General features: G+C 72.0%; 15 protein-coding genes. 13 read left to right on the forward strand and 2 right to left on the reverse strand.

From position 1 onward, the window contains the following. Positions 1–28 precede the first annotated feature (28 nt). The 3 genes from ACIQMR_RS29700 to ACIQMR_RS29710 all read left to right on the forward strand — a co-directional run bounded on the left by ACIQMR_RS29700 (position 29) and on the right by ACIQMR_RS29710 (position 2114). The gene (locus tag ACIQMR_RS29700) at positions 29–1258 is read left to right on the forward strand and encodes an alpha/beta fold hydrolase (RefSeq protein ID WP_401393596.1); all 1230 of its coding nucleotides are present in this window, start codon (positions 29–31) and stop codon (positions 1256–1258) included. Further along, positions 1230–1754 (forward strand): tRNA (adenosine(37)-N6)-threonylcarbamoyltransferase complex ATPase subunit type 1 TsaE, encoded by a 525-nt coding sequence (gene tsaE, locus ACIQMR_RS29705; protein ID WP_401393599.1) that lies wholly within the window; start codon positions 1230–1232, stop codon positions 1752–1754. The genes ACIQMR_RS29700 and tsaE overlap by 29 nt, the downstream gene beginning before the upstream one ends. Before the next feature lie 135 nt (positions 1755–1889). Beyond that, positions 1890–2114 (forward strand): hypothetical protein, encoded by a 225-nt coding sequence (locus tag ACIQMR_RS29710; RefSeq protein ID WP_401393678.1) that lies wholly within the window; start codon positions 1890–1892, stop codon positions 2112–2114. A 104-nt stretch (positions 2115–2218) separates the two neighbouring features. Here ACIQMR_RS29710 and ACIQMR_RS29715 read toward each other — a convergent pair whose 3' ends face one another. After that, complete coding sequence (locus ACIQMR_RS29715; RefSeq protein WP_401393602.1) at positions 2219–2770, reverse strand: hypothetical protein; 552 nt, start codon at positions 2768–2770, stop codon at positions 2219–2221. A 103-nt stretch (positions 2771–2873) separates the two neighbouring features. Here ACIQMR_RS29715 and tsaB point away from each other — a divergent pair, with 103 nt between their 5' ends. From tsaB to ACIQMR_RS29750, 7 genes are all read left to right on the forward strand, one after another. Continuing rightward, on the forward strand, positions 2874–3527 hold the full coding sequence (tsaB, locus tag ACIQMR_RS29720; RefSeq protein ID WP_401393604.1) for a tRNA (adenosine(37)-N6)-threonylcarbamoyltransferase complex dimerization subunit type 1 TsaB: 654 nt from the start codon (positions 2874–2876) through the stop codon (positions 3525–3527). Further along, a complete protein-coding gene (gene rimI / locus ACIQMR_RS29725; protein WP_385480465.1) occupies positions 3524–4021 on the forward strand; it encodes a ribosomal protein S18-alanine N-acetyltransferase in 498 nt (165 codons plus the stop codon). The genes tsaB and rimI overlap by 4 nt, the downstream gene beginning before the upstream one ends. Continuing rightward, a complete protein-coding gene (gene tsaD / locus ACIQMR_RS29730) occupies positions 4014–5120 on the forward strand; it encodes a tRNA (adenosine(37)-N6)-threonylcarbamoyltransferase complex transferase subunit TsaD (protein ID WP_401393607.1) in 1107 nt (368 codons plus the stop codon). The genes rimI and tsaD overlap by 8 nt, the downstream gene beginning before the upstream one ends. Beyond that, complete coding sequence (locus ACIQMR_RS29735; RefSeq protein ID WP_401393610.1) at positions 5117–5392, forward strand: hypothetical protein; 276 nt, start codon at positions 5117–5119, stop codon at positions 5390–5392. The genes tsaD and ACIQMR_RS29735 overlap by 4 nt, the downstream gene beginning before the upstream one ends. Positions 5393–5491: 99 nt before the next feature. Next, complete coding sequence (locus tag ACIQMR_RS29740) at positions 5492–5848, forward strand: YciI family protein (protein WP_401393613.1); 357 nt, start codon at positions 5492–5494, stop codon at positions 5846–5848. A 70-nt stretch (positions 5849–5918) separates the two neighbouring features. After that, positions 5919–7208 (forward strand): RNA polymerase sigma factor, encoded by a 1290-nt coding sequence (locus ACIQMR_RS29745; protein ID WP_401393616.1) that lies wholly within the window; start codon positions 5919–5921, stop codon positions 7206–7208. Positions 7209–7261: 53 nt separating this feature from the next. Next, positions 7262–7915: a hypothetical protein gene (locus ACIQMR_RS29750; RefSeq protein WP_401393619.1), complete on the forward strand. Its 654-nt coding sequence runs from the start codon at positions 7262–7264 to the stop codon at positions 7913–7915. A 4-nt stretch (positions 7916–7919) separates the two neighbouring features. Here ACIQMR_RS29750 and ACIQMR_RS29755 read toward each other — a convergent pair whose 3' ends face one another. Continuing rightward, the gene (locus ACIQMR_RS29755) at positions 7920–9212 is read right to left on the reverse strand and encodes a methyltransferase domain-containing protein (protein ID WP_401393673.1); all 1293 of its coding nucleotides are present in this window, start codon (positions 9210–9212) and stop codon (positions 7920–7922) included. A 69-nt stretch (positions 9213–9281) separates the two neighbouring features. Here ACIQMR_RS29755 and ACIQMR_RS29760 point away from each other — a divergent pair, with 69 nt between their 5' ends. The 3 genes from ACIQMR_RS29760 to groL all read left to right on the forward strand — a co-directional run bounded on the left by ACIQMR_RS29760 (position 9282) and on the right by groL (position 12607). Next, positions 9282–10241, forward strand: a complete 960-nt coding sequence (locus tag ACIQMR_RS29760; RefSeq protein ID WP_401393622.1) for a polysaccharide deacetylase family protein — start codon at positions 9282–9284, stop codon at positions 10239–10241. A 333-nt stretch (positions 10242–10574) separates the two neighbouring features. Beyond that, positions 10575–10883, forward strand: coding sequence for a co-chaperone GroES (gene groES, locus ACIQMR_RS29765; RefSeq protein WP_015035628.1), 309 nt, complete (start codon positions 10575–10577; stop codon positions 10881–10883). Between the two features lie 101 nt (positions 10884–10984). After that, on the forward strand, positions 10985–12607 hold the full coding sequence (gene groL, locus ACIQMR_RS29770; protein ID WP_401393625.1) for a chaperonin GroEL: 1623 nt from the start codon (positions 10985–10987) through the stop codon (positions 12605–12607). Positions 12608–12686: the final 79 nt, after the last annotated feature.

Genomic DNA, 12686 nt, shown 5'->3' on the forward strand with positions numbered 1-12686 from the left:
GGACAGGGCGACCAGTAGGAGCGGCACGGTGAGCGAGAGCAGCGCGGGGGACGTGGCGGCGGCGGTGTCCGACGCCGCCACGGGCAACTGGCGCCGGGCGGGTATCGCCGGCGCCGCCATAGGGGTGATCGCCGCCGGCGCGGCGGCGGGTGTCGCGATAGAGCGGATGACCGTGGGTCGCGGCATGCGCAGGAAGGCCCGGCTGGCCCTGGACGCCTCGGGGCCGTACGGGGCGCTGCGCGGTACCCCGGGAAGGGCCACCGCCGACGACGGCACGGCCCTGTACTACGAGACCGACGAGGTGGACCCGGAAACGGGCGGCGCCGCGCCGCGCAGGCGCCGGCTCTTCGGCCGCAAGGCTCCCGCGCCGGTCACCGTCGTCTTCAGCCACGGCTACTGCCTCAGCCAGGACTCCTGGCACTTCCAGCGGGCCGCGCTGCGCGGTCTGGTCCGTACCGTCCACTGGGACCAGCGCAGCCACGGCCGCTCGGGACGCGGGGCCGCGCAGTCGGGGCCCGACGGGGTGGCCGTCACCATCGACCAGCTGGGCCGCGACCTCAAGGCCGTCATCGACGCGGCGGCGCCCGAGGGGCCGCTGGTCCTGGTCGGCCATTCGATGGGCGGCATGACGATGATGGCGCTGGCCGCCGCGTACCCGGAGCTGATCCGGGAGCGGGTGGTGGGCGCCGCGTTCGTCGGCACCTCGGCGGGCGGGCTCGGCGAGGTGAACTACGGGCTGCCGGTGGCCGGGGTGAACGCGGTACGGCGCGTGCTGCCCGGTGTGCTGAAGGCGCTCGGCTCGCAGGCGGAACTGGTCGAGCGGGGCCGACGGGCCACGGCCGATCTCTTCGCGGGGCTGATCAAGCGGTACTCGTTCAGCTCGAAGGACGTGGATCCGGCGGTGGCCCGATTCGCGGAGCGGATGATCGAGGGCACGCCGATCGATGTGGTCGCCGAGTTCTACCCGGCGTTCACGGAGCACGACAAGGCGGCGGCACTCGACATCTTCCAGGAGGTCCCGGTGCTGGTCCTCGCCGGGGACCGGGACCTGGTCACGCCCAGCTCGCACAGCGAGGCGATCGCGGACCTGCTGCCGGACGCGGAGCTGGTGATCGTGCCGGACGCCGGGCATCTGGTGATGCTGGAGCACTCCGAGGTGGTCACCGACCGGCTGGCGGACCTGCTGGTGCGGATCGGAGCGGTCCCGGCAGCGGCTAACGTTGGCACGTATGGAAGCACCGCACAGCCCGGCGGCTGAGGCCGCCGACCCCGCCGTCACCCGTCTCACCCTCACCTCACCGGACCAGACGCAGGAGCTGGGCCGCCGGCTCGCGAAGCTGCTGCGGCCCGGCGATCTCGTGATGCTCACCGGTGAGCTCGGCGCCGGCAAGACGACCCTGACGCGCGGGCTCGGCGAGGGCCTGGGCGTGCGTGGTGCCGTCACGTCCCCGACCTTCGTGATCGCCCGGGTGCATCCGTCGCTGGTGGGCGGTCCCGCGCTGGTGCATGTCGACGCGTACCGGCTGGGCGGCGGGCTCGACGAGATGGAGGACCTCGACCTCGACGTCTCGCTGCCGGAGTCGGTGGTGGTCGTCGAGTGGGGCGAGGGCAAGGTCGAGGAGCTGTCCGACGACCGGCTGGAGGTGGTGATCCACCGCGTCGTGGGCAACACGGACGACGAGCGCCGCCGGATCACGCTGACCGGGATCGGCGCGCGCTGGGCGGACGCGGGGCTCGGGGCGCTCACCGCCTGACCGGCCGGGTGTGTACGTTCCGACAAGACGTCGGCAAAGTGTTGCGTCTGCCGCTCCGGGCATGGTCACATGGATGACGACAGCTAAGTTAGGTGTACCTAACCACGCCTGCCCCCGGAGCACCAGGAGGCATCCATGTCGGCGTCCGAGTACGAAACGCGGTCGGGGCGCGAGTCGCGAGCCGAGGCAGAGGCCGAATCGCGCATGCGGCCACGGCCGAAGCCGTCGTCCCCGTCACCGGCGTCGGCGTTCTCGATGAGGGACCTGCTGGCGTCGTGCGCGGCGGCCAGCGCCGTCTCCACTCCGCCGCGTGAGCCCGCCGTCCCCGAGGAGCGTGAGACGCGCCGCGACGCGGCGTAGTCCGTTCGGGTGAGAACGCGTCGTCGCGGAGGACCGCCGAACGACCACGGGCGAGCGAGCACGGACCGCGCCCACCGACCGGCTACGGAACGCCCACCGACCGGCTACGGAACGACGACGACCTTCGAGCCGATCGTCGCGAACGTCCACATCGCGTCGCCGTCCGCCCGCTTCATCCGCACGCCGCCGGTCTTCCGCTGCGGGTCCGGGCTCTCCAGCGTCCCGTCCACGGCGGCGCTGAAGCCGATCGACACGTCGTCGACCGTCGTGAACCGTACGACGTGCTCGATGTCCACGCCGTCCGAGCCCTCGATCCTGCCGCTGCGCGATCGCACCTCGTAGGTGCCGGGCCGCGGGCTGATCGTGCTCGGCATGACCGTGAACGTCTGCGTGAGCTGCCCCGCGCCCACCAGCCAGACCCGGCGCTCGCCCAGCGAGTAGACGACGCGCACCCCCTTGCCGGAGCCCACGGGCACGGCCAGCGGGTCCTTGCGCGGGCCCTTGGCGGCCTCCGAAGGGAGAGCCTTGGGGGAGGACACGGCGGGCTTCTCCAGGCTCGCGGGGACGTTCGCGGAGGCCTGGTAGGCGAGGAAGGCGACCACCGCGAGGGCCGCCACGGTGAGCCCGGCCACCGTTCCCGAGCTGCTCCTTGCCACGCCGGCTCCCCTCTCTCGCACACCTGCCTGGGTGACGGTAGCAGCAGGGCCGCGACGGGGCGGGACGGCCGTGCGCCCCTCGCCGTGGCCGTAGGCTGTTTGCGTGCTCTTGCTCGCCGTTGATACCGCCACGCCCGCCGTCACCGTCGCCCTCCACGACGGCGATTCCGTCGTCGCCGAGTCGACCCAGGTCGACGCCCGCCGGCACGGGGAGCTGCTGCTGCCCGCCGTCGACCGGGTGCTCGCGTCGGCCGGCCTGAAACTGGACGCGGTCACCGGCCTCGTCGTCGGCGTCGGCCCCGGCCCCTACACGGGTCTGCGGGTGGGCCTCGTGACCGCGGCCACGTTCGGCTCGGTGCTCGGCGTCCCGGTCCACGGACTGTGCACGCTCGACGGCCTCGCCTACGCGTCCGGGCTCGAAGGGCCCTTCGTGGTGGCGACGGACGCACGGCGCAAGGAGGTGTACTGGGCGCGGTACGACGGCTTCGGTACGCGGGTGGGCGAGCCGGCGGTCGACCGGCCCGCGGAGATCGCCGAGCAGGTCGCGGGGCTCCCCGCGGTCGGTGCCGGGGCCCTGCTCTACCCCGAGGTCTTCCCCGACGCCCGCGGCCCCGAGCACCAGTCGGCGGCCGCGCTCGCCTCGCTCGCCGCCCGGAAACTGGCGGCCGGCGAGGAACTGCTGCCGCCGCGGCCGCTGTATCTGCGCCGCCCGGACGCGCAGGTGCCGAAGAACTACAAGGTGGTCACGCCCCGGTGAGTGCCGCCGTCCTGCGCGAGATGCGCTGGTGGGACATCGCGCCGGTGCTGGATCTGGAGCATGAGCTGTTCCCGGAGGACGCCTGGTCCCCGGGGATGTTCTGGTCCGAGCTGGCGCACGCGCGCGGCCCGCAGGCCACGCGCCGCTACGTCGTCGCGGAGGACCCGGCGGACGGCCGGATCGTCGGGTACGCGGGCCTCGCGGCGGCCGGCGGCCTCGGCGACGTACAGACCATCGCCGTCGTCCGCGAACAGTGGGGCACGGGCCTCGGCGCCCGGCTCCTCACCGATCTGCTGCAGCACGCGACCGCGTTCGAGTGCGACGAGGTCCTGCTGGAGGTCCGCGTGGACAACACCCGCGCCCAGAAGCTGTACGAGCGCTTCGGCTTCGAGCCGATCGGCTTCCGCCGCGGCTACTACCAGCCGGGCAACGCCGACGCCCTCGTGATGCGGCTGCACGTACACGACGCACAAGGAACCGGAAACCATGGCTGACGAACCCCTCGTACTCGGAATCGAGACTTCCTGCGACGAGACGGGCGTCGGCATCGTCCGCGGAACGACGCTCCTCGCCGATGCCATCGCCTCCAGCGTCGACGAGCACGCGCGCTTCGGCGGGGTCGTGCCGGAGGTCGCCTCCCGCGCCCACCTGGAGGCGATGGTCCCGACCATCGAGCGCGCCCTGAAGGAAGCCGGGGTCACGGCGCGGGACCTGGACGGCATCGCGGTCACGGCGGGCCCCGGGCTCGCCGGCGCGCTGCTCGTGGGCGTCTCGGCGGCGAAGGCGTACGCGTACGCGCTGGGCAAGCCGCTCTACGGCGTGAACCACCTGGCCTCGCACATCTGCGTGGACCAGCTGGAGCACGGCCCGCTGCCCGAGCCGACGATGGCGCTGCTGGTCTCCGGCGGACACTCCTCGCTGCTGCTCGCGCCGGACATCACGAGCGACGTACGGCCGATGGGCGCGACGATCGACGACGCGGCGGGCGAGGCGTTCGACAAGATCGCGCGTGTCCTGCACCTGGGCTTCCCCGGGGGCCCGGTCATCGACCGGCTGGCGAAGGAGGGCGACCCCGGCGCGATCGCGTTCCCGCGCGGGCTGAGCGGACCGCGCGACCCTGCCTACGACTTCTCCTTCTCCGGGCTGAAGACGGCCGTGGCCCGCTGGATCGAGGCCAAGCGGAACGCGGGCGAGGACGTGCCGGTACGGGATGTCGCGGCGTCGTTCCAGGAGGCCGTGGTGGACGTGCTGACCCGCAAGGCCGTGCGCGCCTGCAAGGACGAGGGCGTCGACCACCTCATGATCGGCGGCGGGGTCGCGGCGAACTCGCGGCTGCGGGCGCTGGCCCAGGAGCGCTGCGAACGGGCCGGGATCCAGCTGCGGGTGCCGCGGCCGAAGCTCTGCACGGACAACGGCGCGATGGTCGCCGCACTCGGCGCGGAGATGGTCGCGAGGAACCGGCCGGCCTCGGACTGGGAGCTGTCCGCCGACTCCTCGCTGCCGGTGACCGACCCGCACGTGCCCGGCGCGCACAGCCATCACCACGACCACGACCATGTGCACGAGATCAGCAAGGACAACCTCTACTCATGACGGTCCTCACCCTCATGTGGGAGGCGCGGGCGGCCGACGGCCGGGGCGCGGAGCTGCTGGCGTGGGCGCGTGAACAGACCCTGGACGCGGCCCCGTTGCGCCGGGAGACCTTCCGGGCGCCGGGGGAGCGGGTGCTGGTGCTGACCTGGTGGGCGGCGGCGGGCCCGGACGTCCCGCTGCCCGAGCTCCCCGAGCCGGCCGCGGACCTGGTCACGCGCCCCGTGCACCGCTGGCGCTTCGAGTCCCTCGACGTCGTCACCGGGAGCTCCTGAGAGAAAGTCCGGTGGCCGTGTCGATCGGTGTCTCTCCCGTTCGACGTACAGGGTGAGAGGCGGGGAACGGCCCCGCTCCACCCGACCGAGGAGGTCACCATGCCCCGCTACCTGTCGATGGTCCGCATCAACGAGTCCGAGGCCCCCGCCGAGGGCCCCAGCCAGGAACTCATGGAGCGGATGGGGAAGCTGCTCGACGAGATGACCAAGGCCGGCTTCATGCTGGACACGGCCGGACTCCACCCCACATCCGAGGGCAAGCGCGTCACCTGGTCCGGCGGGAAGCTCTCCGTCACCGACGGGCCCTTCACCGAGGCCAAGGAGGTCGTCGGCGGCTACGCGATCATCCAGGCCAAGGACATGGACGAGGCGATCGAGTGGACCAAGCGCTTCCTGGAGATCCACGAGGAGCACTGGACCGTCACCTCAGAGGTCCGGGAGATCGTCGTGGGCTGACCCGGCCGCCCACCCGGCCGAATCCGTGTCCGATTGCTGCCGGACGCCACGGGTGCTCTGATGGGTGTCCGTGAGCGCACGGAACAGCGACGACACCGCCGGCGGCACCATCGCGACCGTCTTCCGGATCGAGTCCGCGCGGATCATCGCCGCGGTGACCCGGATCGTCCGGGACATCGGCATCGCCGAGGAACTCGCGCAGGACGCTCTGGTCGCCGCGCTGGAGCAGTGGCCGGAGTCGGGCGTCCCGGACAACCCGGGCGCCTGGCTCATGGCCACCGCCAAGCACCGCGCCATCGACCTCGTACGCCGCCGTGAGACGTACGCGCGCAAGCTCGCGGAGATGGGCCGCGACCTGGAGACCGCCGCGGCCGTCCACGAACCCGATCCGGCGGATCTCGTCTCGGGGCCCGACGACATCGACGACGACCTGCTGCGGCTCGTCTTCACCACCTGCCACCCCGTGCTCTCCGCCGAGGCGCGCATCGCGCTCACGCTGCGTCTGCTCGGCGGACTCACGACCGAGGAGATCGCCCGGGCCTTTCTCGTGCCCGAACTGACCGTCGCCCAGCGCATCGTGCGCGCCAAGCGGACGCTGGCGAAGGCGGACGTGCCCTTCGAGGTCCCCTACGGCGAGGAGCGCACCGCCCGCCTCTCCTCGGTCCTCGACGTCATCTACCTCGTCTTCAACGAGGGTTACGCGGCCACCGCGGGCGACGACTGGCTGCGTCCCGGTCTGTGCGAGGACGCCCTGCGGCTCGCCCGCGTCCTGACCGGCCTGATGCCGAAGGAACCCGAAGTGCACGGCCTCGCCGCGCTGCTGGAACTCCAGGCGTCCCGGACGACCGCCCGCACCGGGCCCGACGGAGAGCCGGTCCTGCTCGCCGACCAGAACCGCCGCCGCTGGAACCAGCTCCTCATCCGTCGCGGCTTCGCCGCCCTCGACCGGGCGGGCGCACTCGGCGGCGCACCCGGTCCGTACGTGCTCCAGGCCGCGATCGCCGCCTACCACGCGCGGGCGGTGGACTACGAGGACACCGACTGGAAGGCCATCGCGACCCTGTACGCCCGTCTCTCGGCCGTCGCCCCGTCCCCCGTCGTGGAGTTGAACCGCGCGGTCGCCGTCTCGATGGCCGAGGGGCCGGGGGCGGGCCTGGCGATCGTCGACGGGCTCGTCGGTGAACCGGCGTTGATGGACTACCACTTGCTGCCGAGCGTCCGGGGCGATCTGCTGGCCCGGCTGGGGCGCACCGCGCAGGCGCGGGCGGAGTTCGCACGGGCCGCGGAGCTGACCCGCAACGCCCGGGAGCGTGAACTGCTGCTGGCGCGGGCGGCGTCGGGGGGCAGGGAGGACGACTGAGGGCGCCGCCCGGGGTGCCGAGCGCCGGGCGAGCGGGCGATAGCCTCATTGACATGTCCCGTTCCCCCTCGCTTCCCCCGCCTCCGCCTCCGGTGGAGATACGCAGCTGGCCCGACCGCGAAGCCATGCTCGCCGACCGGGCGGCGGTGCTGGGCTCGCTCACCGGCCGGCTCCTCGGGGTACCGCAACTGCTGCTGTTCCTGCTGGTGATGGCGGGGCTGCAGGCCGGCTGGGGGCTCGTGGGCGCGGGGCTGGTCAGCCTGGACGGCGCGTTCGATCCGCTGAGCTACGTCTTCCTGGCCGTGGGACTGCTGCTCGGCCTCGCCGTCCTGGTGCCGCTCGGCTTCGTGGCCGGCTTCGGCATCCGCCGCGACGTGAGGATCCGGCGACTGCTCGGCGCGTGGGCGGCCCTGGACCTCGACCCGGCCCGGGACGCGCGGCACGGCGCACCGGGGCTGAGCCTGCTGTGGTTCCTGGTGTCGTTCCTGCTCGGCGCGTTCGGGCTGTGGATCTCGTTCGTGGCTCCGGCGTCCGCGCGCGCCGGCAGCTGGACCTACGGCGAGGTCGCCTACTTCATGGGCGTCGGCGTCATCTGCTGGGTGACGGGCCTGACCGGCGTCACGAAGGCGGTGGCGCACTACCGCTGGGCGGTGCGCCTGACCTCCGTCGTACCGGCCGCGGCGGCACCCGGCGGCGCCCACCGCTGACCCTTCAGCGGACGGCGCGTGCCGCCGGTGCGCCGATCAGCATGGCCGGGGCCCCGGCCACCCGGGTGAGGAACACCGTCGCGGCGTTCGGGCCGCTCGGCTTCACCTTGCGGCGCAGTTCCTCGGGCTCGACCGCCGAACCCCGCTTCTTCACCGTGAGGTGGCCGACCTCCCGCTCACGCAGCAGCGCCTTCAGCTTCTTGAGGTTGAACGGCAGCTCGTCGGTGATCTCGTACGCGGTGGCGTAGGGCGTGGGGCGCAGCTCGTCCGCCGTGATGTACGCGATCGTCCCGTCGATCAGGCCGCCGTCGAGGTCCTCGGCGACCTCGGCGACCAGATGCGCGCGGATGACGGCGCCGTCCGGCTCGTACAGGAAGCGGCCGGTCTTACGGACCGCGGGGTCCGGAAGACCGCGGCCGATGAGCGCGGCGCCGGACGGGAGGAGGGTGGCACGGCGGGCGCCGGGGGCGGTGCCGAACCAGAGCACCGCCTCCTTCACATCGCCGTGGTCCGAGATCCACTCGGCCTCGGCCTCCTCGGGGATCGCCTCGTGCGGGATGCCGGGGGCGATCTTGAGGGCGGCGTACCCGGGCGAACGGGCCGCGCCGATGGCCCAGGACAGCGGCGGGGAGTACGCCTCGGGGTCGAAGATGCGGCCCCTGCCGCCCCGGCGGGCCGGGTCGACGAAGACGGCGTCGTACGGGGACGTGTCGACCTCGGTGACGTCCGCGCAGCGGACCTCGATCAGGTCGGCGAGCCCCAGCGCCTCGGCGTTGGCACGGGCGACGGCGGCGGTGAACGGGTCGCGGTCCACGGCCAGGACGAGGATCCCGGCGCGGGCGAGCGCGAGTGCGTCGCCGCCGATCCCGCAGCACAGGTCCGCCACGCTGCGCACCCCGAGCCGGGCGAACCGGTCCGCCCGGTGAGCGGCGACGGAGGCGCGCGTGGACTGCTCCACGCCGTGCGGGGTGAAGTACATCCGGTACGCGTCCTCCGCGCCGAACTTCGCCACCGCCCGCTGTCGCAGCCGCGCCTGCGTGAGCGCCGCCGAGACCAGCTCGGCCGGGTGCTCGCGGCGCAGCCGGGTGGCGACGGCGAGTTCCTGTCCCGGGTCGTAGTCGCGCAGCGCGGCGAGCAGGGCCTGTCCTTCGTCGCCGAGCAGCGGGGCGAGGTGGGGGGAGGGGGAGGCGGCGTCGTTCACCCGGCCATTGTCGGCCAGGCGGGGGATGGTGCGCGCCGGGCGGCGGTGTCGGGGCCTCGTGAGGGAGCGGCGCTGACAGGATGCGACGCCATGCAGCTAGTACGACAAAAGGACAAAAAGACAGCAATTCGGTGCAAGCGGACGTGGGTGTGTGCGCTGCTCGCCATGGCTGTCGGCTCGGGCTGTGCCGCCGAGCCGCCGGACGGCGGCAGCGGTGGCGGCAGCGGCGGCGGGTCCAGGGCCGCCGGCTCCAGCTCCGCGGTCAAGCCCGCGCACGGCCAGCAGCGGTCGAAGGAGAGCGGCGAGAAGGGGGCCAGGGAGGAAGCCGGGAAGGAGGCGAAGAAGGGCGCCGAGCGGGCCGATCCCGCCGAGGCGCTCGCCGCGTACGCGCAGCGCATGAAGAAGACGCAGGCGGCCCGTGCCGCGGCCGCCAAGCGGTGGCGCCTCAAGCAGACCCCGCTGCTCGCGCCGGCGCCCCCCGCCAGGAAGCCGAAGATCACCACCCGCAAGGGCTTCGAGGTCGACCATCCGAAGGGGCTGCCGCCGGTCTTCACCACCGTGCCCACCAAGAAGAAGATCGTCTTCCTGACGATCGACGACGGCGCGGAGAAGGATCCCGAGCTGCTGCGGATGATGAGCGAGCTGGGGATCCCGTACAGCGCGTTCCTCACCGACTACGTCGTGCGCGACGACTACGGCTACTTCGAGAAGATGCAGGACCGCGGTGTCGCCCTGCACAACCACACTCTCAACCACCGCTACATGCCGGCGCTTTCGTACGCGAAGCAGAAGAAGGAGATCTGCGAGCAGCAGGCAAAGATCGAGAAGCGGTTCGGGAAGCGGCCGCGGCTCTTCCGTCCGCCGTACGGAAGCTACAACGAGGACACCCTGCGGGCCGCGAAGTCGTGCGGCGTGAAGGCGGTACCGCTCTGGGCGGCGGAGGCCTTCCCGGACCACATGGAGTGGCGCGAGTGGGACCGGGACCTGCACCCCGGCGACATCATCCTCACGCACTTCCGGGGCAAGGCGGAGTGGAAGGGCAGCATGGCGGACATGATCCGCAACGTGATGAAGGTCGTCACGGCGAAGGGCTACGCGGTGGCGCGGCTGGAGGACTACGTGTGACGCGCTCCTTGCGCGGGGCACGGGGCCGAACCATGTCGCCCTGCGCGAGGGGTACGGAGCCGGACCTCGCCGGCCTCCGCACGGGGCAGTGACCCCGCCGGCCTCCGCACGGGGCAGGGGGTCGAATCTCGCCGGGAGCGGGCCGAAACGCGCAGCGGATTGGCACTCCGCTTGACCGAGTGCTAATCGCAGTCATAGTGTCGGCTCTGGCACTCCCCACCGGAGAGTGCCAACACAGCGACGGGCAGGTCCGGCACCCGCGACGACGGATCGACCTGGTCGCCACCTCAGACAGTTGAACCCCGTGAGATCTCCGAAGGGGGAGGTCGGATCGTGACGACCACCAGCTCCAAGGTTGCCATCAAGCCGCTCGAGGACCGCATTGTGGTCCAGCCGCTCGACGCCGAGCAGACCACCGCGTCTGGTCTGGTGATTCCGGACACCGCCAAGGAGAAGCCCCAGGAGGGCGTCGTCCTGGCTGTCGGCCCGGGCCGCTTCGAGAACGGCGAGCGTCTTCCGCTCGACGTGAAGACCGGCGATGTCGTGCTTTACAGCAAGTACGGCGGCACCGAGGTGAAGTACAACGGCGAGGAGTACCTCGTCCTCTCGGCCCGCGACGTGCTCGCGATCGTCGAGAAGTAATTCACCGGCAGATTTGCTTTCCACTGCGCCCCTGGCCCCCAGCTACTGATGAAGCCGGGTGCCCGGGGCGCAGCTCGTTTTGAGAGGACTTGAGAAGCTCCATGGCGAAGATCCTGAAGTTCGACGAGGACGCCCGTCGCGCCCTTGAGCGCGGCGTCAACAAGCTCGCCGACACGGTCAAGGTGACGATCGGCCCCAAGGGCCGCAACGTCGTGATCGACAAGAAGTTCGGCGCCCCCACCATCACCAACGACGGTGTCACGATCGCCCGCGAGGTGGAGATCGAGGACCCGTACGAGAACCTCGGCGCCCAGCTGGTGAAGGAGGTGGCGACCAAGACCAACGACATCGCGGGTGACGGCACCACCACCGCCACCGTGCTCGCCCAGGCCCTGGTCCGCGAGGGTCTGCGCAACGTCGCCGCCGGTGCCTCCCCGGCCGCCCTGAAGAAGGGCATCGACGCCGCGGTCAAGGCCGTCTCCGACGAGCTGATCGCCACCGCGCGTCCGATCGAGGAGAAGTCCGACATCGCCGCCGTCGCCGCGCTGTCCGCGCAGGACCAGCAGGTCGGCGAGCTCATCGCCGAGGCGATGGACAAGGTCGGCAAGGACGGTGTCATCACCGTCGAGGAGTCCAACACCTTCGGTCTGGAGCTGGACTTCACCGAGGGCATGGCCTTCGACAAGGGCTACCTGTCGCCGTACATGGTGACCGACCAGGAGCGTATGGAGGCCGTCCTCGACGACCCGTACATCCTGATCCACCAGGGCAAGATCTCCTCCATCCAGGACCTGCTCCCGCTGCTGGAGAAGATCATCCAGGCCGGCGCCTCCAAGCCGCTCCTGATCATCGCCGAGGACGTCGAGGGCGAGGCCCTCTCCACCCTCGTCGTCAACAAGATCCGCGGCACGTTCAACGCGGTCGCGGTCAAGGCCCCCGGCTTCGGTGACCGCCGCAAGGCGATGCTGCAGGACATGGCCACCCTCGCCGGTGCCACCGTCATCGCCGAGGAGGTCGGCCTCAAGCTCGACCAGGCCGGTCTGGACGTGCTGGGCTCCGCCCGCCGCGTCACCGTCACCAAGGACGACACCACGATCGTCGACGGCGGCGGCAACAGCGGCGACGTGGCCGGCCGCGTCAACCAGATCAAGGCCGAGATCGAGGCCACGGACTCCGACTGGGACCGCGAGAAGCTCCAGGAGCGCCTCGCGAAGCTGGCCGGCGGCGTGTGCGTGATCAAGGTCGGCGCCGCCACCGAGGTGGAGCTGAAGGAGAAGAAGCACCGTCTGGAGGACGCCATCTCCGCGACCCGCGCCGCGGTCGAAGAGGGCATCGTCTCCGGTGGTGGCTCCGCGCTCGTCCACGCCGTGAAGGTCCTGGAGGGCAACCTCGGCAAGGCCGGCGACGAGGCCACCGGTGTCGCGGTCGTGCGCCGCGCCGCCGTCGAGCCGCTGCGCTGGATCGCCGAGAACGCCGGCCTCGAGGGCTACGTCATCACCGCGAAGGTGGCGGAGCTGGACAAGGGCAACGGCTTCAACGCCGCGACCGGCGAGTACGGCGACCTGGTGAAGGCCGGCGTCATCGACCCGGTCAAGGTCACGCGCTCCGCGCTGGAGAACGCCGCGTCGATCGCCTCCCTGCTGCTCACCACCGAGACCCTCGTGGTGGAGAAGAAGGAAGAGGAGCCGGCGGAGGCGGGCCACGGCCACGGTCACTCCCACTGACCCGAGCCCGCACCGGGCGCACCGCCCGTGACGGCTGTGCGAAGGCCCCCGCTCCCGAGGAGGGAGCGGGGGCCTTCCC

The organism is Streptomyces sp. NPDC091376, from assembly GCF_044757085.1.
Taxonomy (GTDB): domain Bacteria; phylum Actinomycetota; class Actinomycetes; order Streptomycetales; family Streptomycetaceae; genus Streptomyces; species Streptomyces pratisoli.